This window comes from Streptomyces durhamensis, from assembly GCF_000725475.1.
Lineage (GTDB): Bacteria > Actinomycetota > Actinomycetes > Streptomycetales > Streptomycetaceae > Streptomyces > Streptomyces filipinensis.
Genome location: NZ_JNXR01000012.1, coordinates 355,830 through 370,868, shown reverse-complemented (window position 1 = coordinate 370,868; position 15,039 = coordinate 355,830). Strand labels below are relative to the sequence as shown.

The 15,039-nt window shown below is 72.9% G+C and carries 15 protein-coding genes; 11 read left to right on the top strand and 4 right to left on the bottom strand.

All coding sequences use genetic code 11. The features are described 5' to 3' along the window. The first annotated feature begins 192 nt into the window (after window positions 1-192). The 7 genes from IO33_RS0119365 (at window position 193) to IO33_RS0119335 (ending at window position 6,752) form a co-directional block, all read left to right on the top strand. A complete protein-coding gene (locus tag IO33_RS0119365) occupies window positions 193-990 on the top strand; it encodes a metallophosphoesterase family protein (RefSeq protein ID WP_031166598.1) in 798 nt (265 codons plus the stop codon). 151 nt (window positions 991-1,141) lie between these two features. After that, a complete protein-coding gene (locus IO33_RS0119360) occupies window positions 1,142-1,585 on the top strand; it encodes an SRPBCC family protein (protein ID WP_031166595.1) in 444 nt (147 codons plus the stop codon). 44 nt (window positions 1,586-1,629) lie between these two features. Then, window positions 1,630-2,805: an ArsA family ATPase gene (locus IO33_RS0119355; protein ID WP_031166593.1), complete on the top strand. Its 1,176-nt coding sequence runs from the start codon at window positions 1,630-1,632 to the stop codon at window positions 2,803-2,805. Window positions 2,806-2,862: 57 nt separating this feature from the next. Continuing rightward, entirely contained in the window at window positions 2,863-3,354 is a 492-nt protein-coding gene (locus tag IO33_RS0119350; RefSeq protein ID WP_031166591.1) for a DUF5304 domain-containing protein, read from the top strand. Between the two features lie 67 nt (window positions 3,355-3,421). Then, window positions 3,422-4,375, top strand: coding sequence for an ROK family glucokinase (locus IO33_RS0119345; RefSeq protein ID WP_031166589.1), 954 nt, complete (start codon window positions 3,422-3,424; stop codon window positions 4,373-4,375). Between the two features lie 145 nt (window positions 4,376-4,520). Continuing rightward, window positions 4,521-5,273 (top strand): endonuclease/exonuclease/phosphatase family protein, encoded by a 753-nt coding sequence (locus tag IO33_RS0119340; RefSeq protein WP_031166588.1) that lies wholly within the window; start codon window positions 4,521-4,523, stop codon window positions 5,271-5,273. A 114-nt stretch (window positions 5,274-5,387) separates the two neighbouring features. Beyond that, entirely contained in the window at window positions 5,388-6,752 is a 1,365-nt protein-coding gene (locus IO33_RS0119335; protein ID WP_031166587.1) for a serine hydrolase domain-containing protein, read from the top strand. An 87-nt stretch (window positions 6,753-6,839) separates the two neighbouring features. Here IO33_RS0119335 and IO33_RS0119330 read toward each other — a convergent pair whose 3' ends face one another. The 3 genes from IO33_RS0119330 to IO33_RS0119320 are packed head-to-tail and all read right to left on the bottom strand — an operon-like array spanning window position 6,840 to window position 8,905. Beyond that, on the bottom strand, window positions 6,840-7,529 hold the full coding sequence (locus IO33_RS0119330) for a TetR/AcrR family transcriptional regulator C-terminal domain-containing protein (RefSeq protein ID WP_031166586.1): 690 nt from the start codon (window positions 7,527-7,529) through the stop codon (window positions 6,840-6,842). Between the two features lie 40 nt (window positions 7,530-7,569). After that, window positions 7,570-8,133: a hypothetical protein gene (locus IO33_RS0119325; RefSeq protein ID WP_031166584.1), complete on the bottom strand. Its 564-nt coding sequence runs from the start codon at window positions 8,131-8,133 to the stop codon at window positions 7,570-7,572. Beyond that, window positions 8,126-8,905: an alpha/beta hydrolase gene (locus IO33_RS0119320; RefSeq protein ID WP_031166582.1), complete on the bottom strand. Its 780-nt coding sequence runs from the start codon at window positions 8,903-8,905 to the stop codon at window positions 8,126-8,128. The genes IO33_RS0119325 and IO33_RS0119320 overlap by 8 nt, the downstream gene beginning before the upstream one ends. A 187-nt stretch (window positions 8,906-9,092) precedes the next feature. On the opposite strand from IO33_RS0119320, the gene IO33_RS0119315 reads away from it, so the two are divergent. From IO33_RS0119315 to IO33_RS0119300, 4 genes are all read left to right on the top strand, one after another. Next, window positions 9,093-9,824, top strand: a complete 732-nt coding sequence (locus IO33_RS0119315) for a lysophospholipid acyltransferase family protein (protein ID WP_051926857.1) — start codon at window positions 9,093-9,095, stop codon at window positions 9,822-9,824. A 51-nt stretch (window positions 9,825-9,875) separates the two neighbouring features. Continuing rightward, on the top strand, window positions 9,876-11,111 hold the full coding sequence (macS, locus tag IO33_RS0119310) for a MacS family sensor histidine kinase (protein ID WP_031166578.1): 1,236 nt from the start codon (window positions 9,876-9,878) through the stop codon (window positions 11,109-11,111). Continuing rightward, the gene (locus IO33_RS0119305; RefSeq protein ID WP_031166576.1) at window positions 11,108-11,785 is read left to right on the top strand and encodes a response regulator; all 678 of its coding nucleotides are present in this window, start codon (window positions 11,108-11,110) and stop codon (window positions 11,783-11,785) included. Before macS ends, IO33_RS0119305 begins: the two co-directional genes overlap by 4 nt. A gap of 112 nt (window positions 11,786-11,897) precedes the next feature. Then, entirely contained in the window at window positions 11,898-12,926 is a 1,029-nt protein-coding gene (locus IO33_RS0119300) for a 6-phosphofructokinase (RefSeq protein ID WP_031166574.1), read from the top strand. A gap of 106 nt (window positions 12,927-13,032) precedes the next feature. Here IO33_RS0119300 and IO33_RS0119295 read toward each other — a convergent pair whose 3' ends face one another. Then, window positions 13,033-14,913 (bottom strand): anthranilate synthase family protein, encoded by a 1,881-nt coding sequence (locus IO33_RS0119295; RefSeq protein ID WP_031166572.1) that lies wholly within the window; start codon window positions 14,911-14,913, stop codon window positions 13,033-13,035. Between the last annotated feature and the right edge of the window lie 126 nt (window positions 14,914-15,039).

Below are 15,039 nucleotides of genomic sequence, written 5' to 3'. Positions count from 1 at the left end.
GCACGACTGGACGGCCCGGACGTTACCCGCCGGTATGGCGATCCCGACAGGGGGTTCCGGTGAGATGTTCGCTGCGTCACACATGTTGGCGTTCCTTCGCGCACAGTAGTCCACGCCCGAACCGACCGGCGAGTAACCGCAGGCCGGACCGACACTGTTCACGCACATCCCACGGGCCTACGCTTGATCGCCATGGCATCCACACGCTCCGGCAACCGAAGGACGCGCGTGCACGTCGTCAGTGACGTGCACGGCAACGCCCGTGACCTGGCCCGGGCCGGCGAGGGTGCCGACGCCCTGATCTGCCTGGGCGACCTCGTCCTCTTCCTCGACTACGCCGACCACTCGCGCGGCATCTTCCCGGACCTGTTCGGCAAGGAGAACGCCGACCGGATCGTCGAGCTGCGCACCGCCCGCCGCTTCGCGGAGGCCCGGGAGTTCGGCGCCCGGCTGTGGGGCGGCATCGGCACCGACCGGGCCGGGGCCATCGAGAAGGCGGTCCGCAGGCAGTACGCCGAGCTGTTCGCCGCGTTCCCCACCCCGACGTACGCCACCTACGGCAACGTCGACATGCCGCCCCTGTGGCGGGAGTACGCCCGGCCGGGCACCACCGTCCTCGACGGCCAGCGGGTGGAGATCGGCGGCTGGACCTTCGGCTTCGTCGGCGGCGGCCTGCGCACCCCCATGCGGACGCCGTACGAGATCGGTGACGAGGAGTACGCCGCGAAGATCGAGGCGGTCGGCGAGGTCGACGTGCTGTGCACCCACATCCCGCCGGAGGTCCCCGAGCTGGTCTACGACACCGTCGCCCGCCGCTTCGAACGCGGCAGCCGCGCCCTGCTGGCCGCGATCCGCCGGACGAAGCCCCGCTACTCGCTCTTCGGACACGTCCACCAGCCCCTCACCCCCCGGATGCGGATCGGCGCGACCGAGTGCGTGAACGTGGGCCACTTCGCCGGGACGGGCCGGCCCTGGGCGCTCGAATGGTGATCAACAGGCCATGGATGGTCGTCGGCAGGCCATGGACGGTGACCGGCGGGACATGGGTGAAGGCGGCAGGTCGGCGGCGCGGTAGCCTTCACGCTGCACACACGTGCGCACACGACCTCTGTACCGGCCCGCATCTGGAGGAGCCACGGCGATGGCGGAACACACCAGCTCGAGCATCACGATCGAGGCGGCACCGGCCGACGTCATGGGGGTGATCGCCGACTTCGCCCGCTACCCGGACTGGACGGGCGAGGTGAAGGAGGCGGAGGTCCTCAGGACCGACGACCAGGGCCGCGCCGAGCAGGTCCGCCTCGTCATGGACGCGGGGGCGATCAAGGACGACCAGACGCTGGCCTACACCTGGACCGGCGGCAACGAGGTCTCCTGGACCCTGGTCAAGTCCCAGATGCTCCGCTCGCTCGACGGCTCGTACATCCTCAAGCCCGCGGGCCCCGCCACGACCGAGGTCACCTACCTCCTCACGGTCGACGTCAAGATCCCCATGCTCGGCATGATCAAGCGCAAGGCGGAGAAGGTCATCATCGACCGCGCCCTGGCGGGCCTGAAGAAGAGGGTGGAGTCGGGGGAGAAGTAGTCACCCCGGTCCGGCACCCGCGCACGGCGGTACCGTTCAGCCTCATGCGCACCATCCTGATCACGGGCCCAGGCGGCAGCGGTCGTACGACCATCGCTGCCGCCACCGCACTGCGCGCCGCAGCCGACGGCACCCGCACCCTCCTGCTCGGCGCCGACCACACCGACACCCTGGGCGCCGCACTGGGCTCCGCGACCGGACCGGCCCCCGTCGAGGCCGCCGCGAACCTCACCGCCTGGCGCCCGGACGCCGCCGAACGCTTCCGCCAGGACCTCACCGCCTTCCAGAGCCGCGCCGCGAACGTCCTGGACCTGCTCGGCGCCGCCCGGCTGGACGCCGAGGAGGTCACCCCGCTGCCCGGCGCCGGGGAGCTGTCCTTCCTGCGCGCCCTGCGGGACGCCGCCCTCTGCGAGCGCTACGACCTCCTCGTCGTCGACCTCCCGCCCCTGCCGCAGGCCCTCGCCCTGCTCGCCCTCCCCGAGGAGCTGCGCCGCTACCTGCGCCGTCTGCTCCCGCCCGAGCGGCAGGCGGCCCGCGCCCTGCGCCCCGTCCTCGGCCGGCTGGCCGGCGTCCCCATGCCCGCCGACTGGCTGTACGAGACCGCGGCCCGCTGGGACGTCGAACTGGCCGCCGTAGAGGCCGTCCTCGCCGACCGGGACACCGTCGTACGCCTGGTCGCCGAACCCGGCCCGGCCGGTGCCGACGCCGTACGCGCCGCCGGCCTCGGCCTCGCCCTGCGCGCCCTGCGCACCGAGGCCCTGATCGCCAACCGCGTCCTGCCCGAGGCCACCGGCGACAGCTGGTTCTCCTCCCTCCTCGCCCAGCAGCGCAAGACGCTCGCCGACTGGCAGGACGAGCCGTACGACGTCCACCCCGTCCCCCACCTCGGGCGCGACCCGCGCGGCACCGACGACCTCGGCGCCCTCGACCTGCCCGCCGTCAACCCGTCGCCCGCCCCGCCCGAGTGGCCCGTCGCCGACCGGATCGCCGAGGACGGCGTGCTGGTCTGGCACATCCCGCTGCCCGGCGCGATACGGGACGAGCTGGACCTGATCCGGCGCGGCGACGAACTCGTCATCACCGCCGGACCCTTCCGCCGGCTCGTGCCGCTGCCGTCCGCCCTGCGCCGCTGCACCGTCGCCGGCGCCGCCCTGCGCGAGGGCGAGCTGCGCATCCGCTTCGCCCCGGACCCCGGCCTGTGGCCCGCCGGCGGACGGTGAACCGGATACGGCCGTTCAGGTAACGTCGTAAAGGCGAACCGTAGTCAGGAGTCCGCCATGAGCGAAGAGCGTCCCGCATCCGACTCGTCCGAGGAGCAGGGCCGGGCGGCCGACGCCGACGCCTGGGCCACGGCCTGCGCCGAGGACCTCGCCGCCGAGAAGGCCCGCCGCCGCACCGAGTACGGCCCGGAGCCGGGCTCGGCCGCCGAGGAACTGAAGAAACTCGTGGACACGGTGGCCGACAAGCTCTCCGGCCTCTCGTCACCGCTCCTCGGCAGCCTCGCCGGACCGGCCGCCCAGCAGGTGGTGCGCCAGGTCGTCCAGCAGGCCAAGGCCGCCGTCGAGCCCGTCATAGACCGCAACCCCGACGTCTTCGACCACCTGGCCGCGGCCGGCGGTGAACTGCTCGCCGCCTACCGCTCGGCCGTCCAGGCGCAGGAGCAGCGCTGGACCGCCCGCACGGCCGACGACCTCACCCGCGAGGGGCCGGACGGCCGGCACGACCGGGGCGAGGGCACCGGCCCGGGGGAACGTATCGACCTGGACTGAAGCCCTTCTCCAGCAGGGCCTCGGGTACGGTTGGCCGTAGCGGGGCTCGACCGAAACTGAGGGATTCATGGGACTCACCATCGGCGTCGACATCGGCGGCACCAAGATCGCGGCCGGCGTGGTCGACGAGGAAGGCAACATCCTCTCGACCTTCAAGGTGCCGACCCCCACCACGCCCGAGGCCATCGTGGACGCCATCGCCTCGGCGGTGGAGGGCGCGCGCGCCGGACACGAGATCGTCGGCGTGGGTATCGGTGCGGCCGGTTACGTGAACCGGCAGCGCTCCACGGTGTACTTCGCGCCGAACATCGACTGGCGCCAGGAGCCGCTGAAGGAGAAGGTCGAGGCCCGCGTGGGCCTCCCGGTCGTGGTCGAGAACGACGCCAACGCCGCCGCCTGGGGCGAGTACAAATTCGGCGCCGGCAAGGGCCACCGCAACGTCATCTGCATCACGCTCGGCACCGGCCTCGGCGGCGGGATCATCATCGGCAACAAGCTGCGCCGGGGCCACTTCGGCGTGGCCGCGGAGTTCGGGCACATCCGGATGGTCCCGGACGGTCTGCTGTGCGGCTGCGGCTCGCAGGGCTGCTGGGAGCAGTACGCCTCCGGCCGTGCGCTCGTCAGGTACGCCAAGCAGCGCGCCAACGCCACCCCCGAGCACGCCGAGATCCTGCTCGGCCTCGGCGACGGCACCCCCGACGGCATCGAGGGCAAGCACATCTCCATGGCCGCCCGTCAGGGCGACCCGGTCGCCGTCGACTCCTACCGCGAGCTGGCCCGCTGGGCCGGTGCGGGCCTCGCGGACCTGGCCTCCCTCTTCGACCCGTCCGCGTTCATCGTCGGCGGCGGTCTGTCCGACGAGGGCGAACTGGTCCTCGACCCGATCCGCAAGTCCTACAAGCGCTGGCTGGTCGGCGGCAACTGGCGTCCGGTGGCCGACGTGATCGCGGCCCAGCTCGGCAACAAGGCGGGCCTGGTGGGCGCGGCCGACCTGGCCCGGGAGCCCGACCCGATCATGTGACGCTCGCTTCCCGGCCGCGGCCGCTGCGCCGACCTCAGGGGCGCGGGGAACCGCGCGACCAGCCATCCACCACCGGCGGTCGCGACGAACCCCGCGCCCCGAGTTGTTGGGCGCCCCCGCCCCGAGCGCGTCGTACATTGACGGCATGGCAACCCCCCTGCTCCCCAACTCCCGCACAGAAGCCGACGGTTCATCCGTCATCCGCGTCCTGAGCTACAACATCCGCTCGATGCGCGACGACACCGACGCCCTCGCGAGAGTGATCACCGCCTGCGCCCCCGACCTCGTCCTGATCCAGGAAGCCCCCCGCTTCTTCCGCTGGCGCAAGAAGCTCGCCCGGCTCGCCGCGGCCTGTGGCCAGGTGATCCTCACCGGCGGCGCCACCGCGGCGGGTCCGGCGATCCTCTGCTCGCTCCGGGCCACCGTGGAGCGGACGGAGGACCTCCTGCTGCCCCTCACCCCCGGCCTGCACCGGCGCGGCCTCGCCACCGCGGTGATCCGCTTCGGCGGGGCCCGGCTGGGCGTGATCAGCTGCCATCTGAGCCTGGACGACACGGAGCGGTACGCGCAGGCCGCCCTGCTCCTGGACCGTGTCGCCGCCCTGGGGGTGGAGCACGTCGTCGCCGGCGGCGACCTGAACGAGGGTCCCGAGGGCCCCGCCTTCCGCCTGGTCTCCGCGACCCTCAAGGACTGCCGGGCCGCCGCCCCCTGGGGCGGCGAGGAGACCTGGCCGCACAGCGAGCCCCCGGAGCGCATCGACGCCGTCTTCACGACGCAGGGCATCGAGACGCTCGGCTGCGGGGTCCCGCTGGACCAGCCGGGTGTCACCAGGGCCGACCTGGACGCGGCCACGGATCACCTCCCGGTGCTGGCGGCACTGCGCGTACCCGTGGCGTGAGGCCTTCTTGAACTAAGTACAGGAAACGCCTTGTGCGCCTCACCGCGCTCGCCTACAGTCCTTCCTGTACTTAGTTCAAGTCGCTTGGTCCCAGAGGCCAGGAGGGGGAGTCCGATGTCCGGCAGGCGTGAGCGGTTGGCCGCGTTCGTGGAGACGGCGGCGAAGGAGTACGGGGTGCCGGGGGCCGCGGTCGCCGTACTGACGGGCGGCGAGGAGATCCACGTCGCGCACGGCGTGACGAACGTGGAACACCCCCTGCCCGTCGACGAGCACACGCTCTTCCCGATCGCCTCGGTGAGCAAGACCTTCACGGCGACCGCGCTGCTGCGCCTGGCCGGGCAGGGCAGGGTGGACCTCGACGCACCGGTCCGCCGGTACGTCCCGGAGCTGCGCCTCGCCGACGAGGACACCGCCGCCCGGATCACCGTGCTGAACCTGCTCAACCACACCGCCGGCCTGGACTGGAACCTGATCGACGCGGACGAGGGCGACGGCTCGCTCGCCGCGTTCGTCGGACAGCTGGACCGGCTGCCGCTGATCGCGCCGCCCGGTGCCCGGGCCTCCTACAGCCAGGCCGGGTACAACCTGCTCGGCCGGGTGGTGGAGAACGTCACCGGCAGCACGTTCGAGAAGGCGCTGGCCGATCTGGTGCTGCGGCCGCTGGGCCTGACCGACACCGTCTTCGATCTCGACGACGTCGTGGTCCGGCGCTTCGCCACGGGCCACAACCGCGCCGAGGACGGCACCCTCACCCTCGCCCGCCCCTGGAAGTCCTGGCGGGCCGGACTGCGCGGCAACAACCCCGGCGGCGGCGTCGTCTCCTCGGCGAGCGACCTGCTGCGCTGGGCGCGGTTCCAACTGGGCGACGGGGAGGGGGTGCTGGCCACCGAGTCATTGCGCCGGATGCAGGAACCGACCGTCGCACTGCGGGGCAGCACGCTCGGCGACGCCTTCGGCATCGGCTGGTTCCTGCGGGACGTGGAGGGCGTACGCACGGTCGGCCACGGCGGCTCGGGCAACGGGCAGTTCGCCGAGCTCCTCCTGGTGCCCGGACGGGACTTCGCCGTCGTCTCGCTGGCCAATGCCGGCCCGGACGGCTACCAGTTCAACCAGGCGGTGCTGAAGCAGGCGCTGGAGCTCTTCCTCGGTGTGGTCGAGCGGGAGCCCGAGCCGCTGCCGTACGACGAGGAGCGGGCGCGGGAGGCCGCCGGGCGGTACGAGATCGACGCGCTGAACCTCGACATCGTGGCCGGGGACGGCCGGCTCACGCTGGCCGTGGGCATCAAGCCGGAGATCCGCGCGGCGTCCGAGGCGCAGATGCCGCCGGACTATCCGGCGGCGGAGATCGGCTTCCTGCCCGGGGACGAGTACCTCGTCGTCGAGGGCGGCCTGAAGGGCCAGCGGGGCTTCTTCTCCCGCGCGGCCGACGGCACGGTGACGGGGGTCGACCTGGCGGGGCGTCTCTTCAACCGGGTCTGACTCGCCGTACGCGGCTGCGGGCGCGTGGGGGCTGGTCGCGTGGTCCCCCGCGCCCCTTCGGGGCGCTCGTCGGCGGCACCGACTCGTTCAGGCAGTGTCGCGCACCGCGTCAGGCCGCAGTCCCTCCAGCAGCGCCCGCAACCCGGCCGCGTAGGTCCCGTCCGGTGCGTCGGCGTACCCCGCGGCCGTCGCCGCACTCGTGTCGAGCCGCGCCCGCAGCCGGGGAAACCCCTCCGCCGCCTTCGCCGCCTCGGCCAGCGTCTCCTCGAACCGCCCCTCGGCGTCCTCGCCGGCGCGCCGCAGCCTGCGCGACAAGGACGCCGTCGCCGACGCCCCGAGCGCGTTCCCGAGCACGTACGTCACCACCGCGCCCGCCGCCCGGTCCGCCTCCCGCGCCGAGAACCCGGCGGTCTCGAAGACGCCGAGGAGATGGTCGTCGTAACGGGCCTTCCCGGTGCCGTAGAGCAGATGGGAGCCGATCGCCTGCACCAGCCACGGATGCCGCACGAGCATCGTGCGCAGCCGGTCGGCCATCGCCGTGGCGGCCCCCCGCCAGTCCGCCGCGTCGAGTGCCGGCAGCTCGATCTCCTGCCACACCCGGTCGGCGGCGAGCAGCACGAGGTCGTCCTTGTTCTTCACATGCCAGTAGACGGCGGTCGCCGCGGCCCCCAGCCGTGTGCCGAGGCTGCGCATGTTCAGCCCTTCGAGACCTTCGTCGTCCAAAAGCTCCACGGCGGTCCGGACGATCTGTCCCGGGGTGAGCGTGTCACGCGGCATGGGCTCACGATAGGCGAGCCGGCGGCGACCTGTACAAAGTTCAGACCACGGCGCCCCGCCCGGGGTCGTCGTCCTCCTCGTCGTCCGTGCGCATCCGCATCACCAGCGTGGCGAAGCCGCCGAGGAAGCCGCCGACGCCGAGGGTCGTCAGCCACCAGGTCATGTCCCAGCGGAGCAGCACCGCCAGCAGCACCAGGACCGGCCCGCCGACGACACCCAGCCACGCGAACTTCGCCGTGGCATCGGCGGCGGGCAGCGGCGGCGGCTCCGGCGGCTCGAAGTGGCCCTCGTCGTCCTCGTCGAAGTCGTCCTCGGAGGGCTCCGCAGCCGTGTAGTCGCGCGGGCCGACGCCGGGCGCGAACGAGACCGAGCTGCCCAGCGGCCGGACCGGTGCCTTGCCGGTGTCGCTCTCGGCGTCCTTCTCCGGCTCCGGCAGCGCCAGGTCCTCCACCGGCTTGAAGGGCCTGGAGCCCGGCGGATCCGGCGGCTCGTCGCCGTACCCGGCGACGATGGCCCGCCAGGCGGCGTCCTCGTCGAAGGGCACCTTCTGCTCGTCCGGCTCGCGGCCCTCGTGGTCCTCGCGGCCGGACTCGTGCTCAGCCACCTGTGGCCGTCCCTTCCTCACCGACACCGGGTGCGAGCCGGCCGATGAAGGCGAGGCTCTCCTCGAAGACCCGGTCCGCATCCTCGTCCAACGTCGCCACGTGGTAGCTGTGTTCCAGCACGGTCTCCGTCACGTCCGTGGACGACACCCGGCTCAGCACCCGCGCCGAGTCGGCCGCCGGGACGACATGGTCCTGGGCGCTGCGCAGCAGCAGCAACGGCTGGGTGACCTGGGGCAGCTCGCCGTCCAGCCGGCGCAGGAACACCCGCAGCGAGTGCGCCGCGTGCAGCGGTACCCGGTCGTAGCCCAGCTCGGCCGCGCCCTCCTTCGCGATGTCGCTGGCGATGCCCTTCGTCGTCCGCACGAGATGCCGTGCCACCGGAAGGGCGTACGCCGACAGGCCGTGCACGCGGTTCGCCGGGTTGACGACCACCGCGCCGGCGACCCGCTCGCCGTGCCGGGCCGCCAGTCTCAGCGCCAGCGCGCCGCCCATCGACAGGCCCGCGACGAACACCCGGGAGCAGCGCTCGGACAGCACGCGCAGTTCGCGGTCCACCTCCGCGTACCAGTCCTGCCAGCCGGTGACCTGCATGTCCTCCCAGCGGGTGCCATGGCCGGGCAGCAGCGGCAGCGACACGGTCAGGCCGTGCGCCGCATGGTGCTCCGCCCAGGGGCGCAGCGACTGGGGCGAGCCGGTGAAGCCGTGGCAGAGGAGGACCCCCACTTCCCCGCCCTCGTGGCGGTACGGCTCGGCTCCGGGGAGGACCGGCACCTTCGACGCTCCTGTTTTCTGAGAGGGCCCCCACCGATGGCCGGCAGAGGCGAGGGGACAACGCGCGGATGTGGTTCACCGTACGCGACCGCACTGACACCGACCAGGGTCGTCGGGTCCATCGACGGTCCTCCGGGTTAAGGTCTGTCCGACGGAAACAGGAGGCACACGGGTGTTGTACGGGACGATGAAGGTCGCCATCGGGGGACCGCTGAAGGTCGCCTTCAGGCCCTGGGTGGAAGGCCTGGAGAACGTACCGGCCGAGGGCGCCGCCATTCTGGCGAGCAATCACCTGTCCTTCTCGGACTCGTTCTTCCTGCCCTCGGTCCTGCACCGCAAGGTCACCTTCATCGCGAAGGCCGAGTACTTCACCACCCCGGGCGTCAAGGGCCGGCTGACGGCGGCCTTCTTCAAGGGCGTCGGACAGCTCCCGGTGGACCGTTCCGGGGCGCGCGGCGCGGGCGAGGCCGCGATCAAGAGCGGCATAGAGGTGCTGGAGCGCGGCGAGCTGTTCGGTATCTACCCGGAGGGCACCCGCTCGCCCGACGGGCGGCTCTACCGGGGCAAGCCCGGCGGCCTCGCGCGCGTGGCGCTCGCCACCGGCGCGCCGGTCATCCCGGTGGCGATGATCGACACCGAGAAGATCCAGCCGCCCGGCAAGGTGATGCCGAAGCTGATGCGGCCCGGCATCCGCATCGGCAAGCCGCTGGACTTCAGCCGCTACCACGGCATGGAGCACGACCGCTTCGTCCTGCGCGCGCTGACCGACGAGGTCATGTACGAGATCATGAAGCTCTCCGGCCAGGAGTACGTCGACATGTACGCGACGGCGGCCAAGCGGCAGATCGCGGAGGCGGCGAAGGCGGCCAAGGAAGCGGAGAAGGCCAGGGAGGCCGAGAAGAAGAAGGCGGAAGGCTAGCCGGGGAGCAGGGGAGCCCGGGGGGATCCAGGGGACGGGGGACGGGGGGACATGCCCAAGCGCGAGCGCGTCATGAGGATGTCGGTCGAGCTGCCGCTGTGGCGCGCGCTCACCGGCTACCGCGTGCTGACCGTGTTGTACGCCATCGGTCTGTGCGCCACCGCGTACTCCCACTTCGTCCGCCCCTGGATCGCCGTCGCCTACTACGCGGTCCTGCTCGTGTGGACCCTCGCCACCCTGCCCCGGGTGCGCAACGCGGCGAGCTGCACCAGGCGTTTCCTGGCCGCCGACCTGACCATCGCCCTCGTCGGCATCCTGCTCACCCCGTTCGCCGACAGCCACGCGCGGATCGCGAGCGACGGGCCCACCCTGCCGTCGATATGGACCGCCGGTTCGGTGCTGGCCTTCGCCCTCAAGGGCGGCTGGCGCTGGGCGGCGGTCGCCTCCACGCCGGTGGCGGCCGCCAACCTGGTCGAGCGCGGCCACCCCGCCCTGGACACCGTGCACAACGTGATCCTGGTCTGGGTGGCCTCGATCGCCATCGGCTACGTCGTGGAGGTCGCCCGCGCCTCCGAGCGCACCCTGGCCCGCGCCCTGGAGATCGAGGCCGCGACCCGGGAGCGGGAGCGGCTGGCCCGGGACATCCACGACGGGGTGCTCCAGGTGCTGGCGATGGTGCAGCGGCGCGGCACGGTCATCGGCGGTGAGGCGGCCGAGCTGGGACGGCTCGCGGGGGAGCAGGAGGTGGCGCTGCGCACGCTGGTCTCCGGCGGTCTGGTGCCCGTCTCCCGGGTGTCCGAGGACGCCTCCGACGGGGCGTTCGTACGGGCCGTGGAGGAGCCGTACGAGGACGAACCGGACGCCCCGCTCGATCTGCGCTCCCTGCTGGCGCCGTACGCCGGTGCCCGGGTGAGCCTGGCCGAGCCCGGGGCGCCGGTCGAGCTGCCCCGGCCGGCCGCGCGGGAGCTGGCCGCCGCGGTCGGCGCCGCCCTGGACAACGTCCGCAGACACGCGGGGGCCGGGGCCCGGGCCTGGATCCTGGTCGAGGACGAGCCGGAGGAGATCGTCGTGACCGTCCGGGACGACGGCCCCGGCATCCCCGAGGGCCGGCTCGCCCAGGCCGAGGGCGAGGGCCGGCTCGGCGTGGCCCAGTCGATCCGGGGGCGGCTGCGCGACCTGGGCGGCAGCGCCGAACTCGTCTCCGTCCCCGGGCAGGGCACGGAAGTGGAACTGAAGGTACCGAAGAGCGCCGCACGGGCGCGGGGGAAGAAGGCGGAGCGGCGATGAGCGAGCAGCAGGACCCGATCAAGGTGATGGTGGTGGACGACCACCCCATGTGGCGCGACGCGGTCGCCCGGGACCTGGCCGAGTCCGGCTTCGAGGTGGTGGCGACCGCCGGCGACGGCGAGCAGGCGGTCCGCCGCGCCATGGCCGCCGCCCCCGACGTCCTCGTGCTGGACCTCAACCTGCCCGCCAAGCCCGGCGTCCAGGTGTGCAAGGAACTGGTCGGCCACGACCCGGGGTTGCGCGTCCTGGTCCTCTCGGCGAGCGGTGAGCACGCCGACGTCCTGGAGGCCGTGAAGTCCGGCGCGACCGGCTACCTGCTGAAGTCGGCCTCCACCGAGGAGCTGCTGGACGCCGTGCGCCGTACCGCCGTCGGCGACCCCGTGTTCACGCCGGGCCTGGCCGGGCTCGTCCTCGGCGAGTACCGCCGGCTGGCCGCCGAGCCCGTGGCCGCCCCCGACACCGACGAGCCCGGGGCGCCCCGGCTGACGGACCGGGAGACGGAGGTGCTGCGGCTGGTCGCCAAGGGCCTGAGCTACAAGCAGATCGCCGAACGCCTCGTCATCTCCCACCGCACGGTCCAGAACCACGTCCAGAACACCCTCGGCAAGCTCCAGTTGCACAACAGGGTCGAGCTGGTGCGGTACGCCATAGAGCGCGGGCTGGACGACGCGTAGCCCCCGCCGCGGAGGCGTCCGCCACGAATCACCCTTCCCGCCTCTCCCGATGTGACGCGAATCACCACTAGCGTGACTCTGTGTCAGGGAACCGCGGCGAAGGGACATTTCCATGCGGGTCGGAGTACTGACCGGAGGCGGCGACTGCCCCGGGCTCAACGCCGTCATCCGGGCCATCGTCCGCAAGGGCGTGCAGGAGTACGGCTATGACTTCACCGGCTTCCGGGACGGCTGGCGCGGCCCCCTCGAAGGCGACACGGTCCGTCTGGACATCCCCGCCGTGCGCGGCACCCTGCCCCGCGGCGGCACCATCCTCGGCTCCTCGCGCACCAACCCCCTCAAGGTGGAGAACGGCATCCGCCGGATCAAGGACAACCTGGCCAAGCTGGACGTCCAGGCCCTCGTCGCGATCGGCGGCGAGGACACCCTCGGTGTCGCCGCCCGGCTGTCCGACGAGTACGGGGTGCCCTGCGTCGGGGTGCCCAAGACGATCGACAACGACCTGTCCGCCACCGACTACACCTTCGGCTTCGACACCGCCGTCAACATCGCCACCGAGGCGATCGACCGGCTGCACACCACCGCCGAGTCCCATATGCGGGTCCTGGTCGTGGAGGTGATGGGCCGGCACGCCGGCTGGATCGCCCTGCACTCGGGCCTGGCCGGCGGCGCCAACGTCATCCTCATCCCCGAGCAGCGCTTCGACGTCGACCAGGTCTGCGCCTGGGTCACCTCCCGCTTCCGGGCGTCGTACGCGCCGATCGTCGTCGTCGCCGAGGGTGCCATGCCGAAGGACGGCGACATGGTGCTCAAGGACGGGTCGCTGGACTCCTTCGGGCATGTCCGGCTCTCGGGGGTCGGCGAGTGGCTGGCCAAGGAGATCGAGAGCCGCACCGGCAAGGAGGCCCGGACCACGGTCCTCGGGCACGTCCAGCGCGGCGGCACGCCCAGCGCCTTCGACCGCTGGCTGGCCACCCGTTTCGGCCTGCACGCCATCGACTGCGTCCGCGACGGCGACTTCGGCACGATGGTCGCCCTGCGCGGCACCGACATCGTCCGCGTCCCGCTCGCCGAGGCCACGGCCAAGCTGAAGACGGTGGACCCGAAGCTGTACGCGGAGATCGGGGTCTTCTTCGGCTGACCCCGGCAGCCGGCCCGCCTGTCATCACACAGACCTCGCACCACCCCCGTGACGCCGCCGCGGCCACCGCGGCGGCGTCACGCGCAGAGGACGACGACGTCCTGGGCTACCCGGCGGGCCGCGGCTCGCAGGACGTGCCCGTCCCGCGCAGCCGGCCGGCCAGCTCCCGCACGATCGCCGCCCCGTTCAGGCTGAGCACCGACTCCGGGTGGAACTGGACACCCGCGAAGCCCGCACCCCGCAGGGCGTGCACCTCGCCGCCTGCGGTCCGGCTCACCTCGATGCCGTGCGCGGCCAGCTCCCGGGCCGCCTCGTCGTCGCAGCGGGCGACGAAGCTGTTGTAGAAGCCGACGGTCTCGGCCCGGCCGAACAGGTCGATCGTGGTCTGCGCCCCCTGGTACGGCACCTCCTTGCGGACGATGTCCAGCCCCAGCTCGGCCGCGATCAGCTCATGGCCCAGGCAGACCCCCAGCACCCCGTGCCGGTGCTCCCGGATCACGGTGGCGGTCAGCTCGCGCAGCAACCGCATCTTCGGATCGGTCCGGTCGGACGGGTCGCCCGGTCCGGGGCCGAGCACCACCGGGCCCCCGTGCGCGAGCACGGCCGCCCGCAGTCCCGGCTCGTCGTACCGCCGTACGCTGACCTCCAGGCCGGTCGAGCGCAGCACATGCGCCAGCATCGCGGTGAAGGTGTCCTCGCCGTCGACGACGAGGGCATGGCCGGTGAGCTCCTGGGCCGGCTCCTGCATCCGCAGCCAGAAGGGCGCGAGCGCGGCCCGCCGCCCGTCCAGCGCCGCCCGCACCCGCGGGTCGTCGGCCAGCCGGGGCCGCTCCCGCTCCGCGCGCGGCCGGGAAGGCCGTACCCCGAGGGCCGCCAGCACCCCCGCCGCCTTCGCGTGCGTCTCCGCGACCTCGCCCGCCGGGTCCGAGCCGCGCACCAGCGTGGCGCCCACCGGCACGCGCAGACGCCCCTCGGCGGAGATGTCGGCGGTGCGGATCAGGATGGGGGAGTCCAGGGTCTGCGCGCCTCCACCGTCCCGGCCGAGCAGGGCCAGCGCGCCCGCGTAGTAGCCGCGTCCGCCGGCTTCGTGCCGTTCGATGACCCGGCAGGCGTTCTGCACCGGCGACCCGGTCACCGTCGCCGCGAACATGGTCTCCCTCAGCACCTCCCGCACGTCCAGGGAGGACTTGCCGCGCAGCTCGTACTCGGTGTGCGCGAGGTGGGCCATCTCCTTCAGCCGCGGCCCGACGACGACCCCGCCCATGTCGCCGACGGTGCACATCATCTTCAGTTCCTCGTCGACGACCATCGACAGCTCCTCGGTCTCCTTGCCGTCGGCGAGGAAGTCCAGCAGGTGCTCCGGGGTCGGCCCCCCGGCGGGATAGCGGTACGTCCCGCTGATCGGGTTCATGACGACCGTGCCGCCGGACATCCGGACGTGCACCTCCGGGCTGGCCCCGACCAGCGTGCGGTCCCCGGTGTGCACGACGAAGGTCCAGTACGCGCCGCGCTCGCCCTCCAGCAGCCGGCGGAACAGCGCGAGCGCGTCGGCCCGGCCGAACCCCGGGATCTCGCCCTCGTACGTGCGCCGGATCACGAAGTTCGCGCCCTCGCCCCGGCCGATCTCCTGCTCCAGCACCCGGGCGACGATCTCGCCGTACGCCTCGTCGCCGACGTCGAAGCCACCGCCCGCCACGCGCACCTCGTGCGCCGGAAGCTGGGACAGCGCGACGTCGAGCGGGATCTCGCAGGACTCCTCGGGGGTCAGCACCAGCAGCGGCGTGCCGTCGTCGCGGACGTCGAAGCCGCGCTCGCGGATCTGCCGGAAGGGGACCAGCGCGAGTCCCTCGTCGGGCAGGTCGGCGAGCCGGTCGCGGCTGGTCACCGGGCCGAGCAGCAGCTCCACCGGGTGCTCGTCACGGCCCGGGACGCGGCGCCGGAGCAGGGCGAAGGGGCGGTGGTCGGACAGCAGGTCCTGGAGGTTCACGGGGGCTCCTTCTCGATCTTCTGACGGAGAGGAACGACCCCGGACACACCGAAGGCCGCCCCTCGGGCGGCCTTCGCGAAGTCTTGGTACGCGCGATCAGTGGGCCGCCGGAGAAGCGGTCCACCA

Bases quoted from the DNA above. Each gene is read 5' to 3' on its own strand.
- IO33_RS0119365 (WP_031166598.1), top strand. From the start codon at position 193: ATGGCATCCACACGCTCCGGCAACCGAAGGACGCGCGTGCACGTCGTC.
- IO33_RS0119345 (WP_031166589.1), top strand. From the start codon at position 3,422: ATGGGACTCACCATCGGCGTCGACATCGGCGGCACCAAGATCGCGGCC.
- IO33_RS0119335 (WP_031166587.1), top strand. From the start codon at position 5,388: ATGTCCGGCAGGCGTGAGCGGTTGGCCGCGTTCGTGGAGACGGCGGCG.
- IO33_RS0119350 (WP_031166591.1), top strand. From the start codon at position 2,863: ATGAGCGAAGAGCGTCCCGCATCCGACTCGTCCGAGGAGCAGGGCCGG.
- IO33_RS0119355 (WP_031166593.1), top strand. From the start codon at position 1,630: ATGCGCACCATCCTGATCACGGGCCCAGGCGGCAGCGGTCGTACGACC.
- IO33_RS0119340 (WP_031166588.1), top strand. From the start codon at position 4,521: ATGGCAACCCCCCTGCTCCCCAACTCCCGCACAGAAGCCGACGGTTCA.
- IO33_RS0119300 (WP_031166574.1), top strand. From the start codon at position 11,898: ATGCGGGTCGGAGTACTGACCGGAGGCGGCGACTGCCCCGGGCTCAAC.
- IO33_RS0119305 (WP_031166576.1), top strand. From the start codon at position 11,108: ATGAGCGAGCAGCAGGACCCGATCAAGGTGATGGTGGTGGACGACCAC.
- IO33_RS0119360 (WP_031166595.1), top strand. From the start codon at position 1,142: ATGGCGGAACACACCAGCTCGAGCATCACGATCGAGGCGGCACCGGCC.
- IO33_RS0119330 (WP_031166586.1), bottom strand. From the start codon at position 7,529: ATGCCGCGTGACACGCTCACCCCGGGACAGATCGTCCGGACCGCCGTG.
- macS (WP_031166578.1), top strand. From the start codon at position 9,876: ATGCCCAAGCGCGAGCGCGTCATGAGGATGTCGGTCGAGCTGCCGCTG.
- IO33_RS0119315 (WP_051926857.1), top strand. From the start codon at position 9,093: ATGAAGGTCGCCATCGGGGGACCGCTGAAGGTCGCCTTCAGGCCCTGG.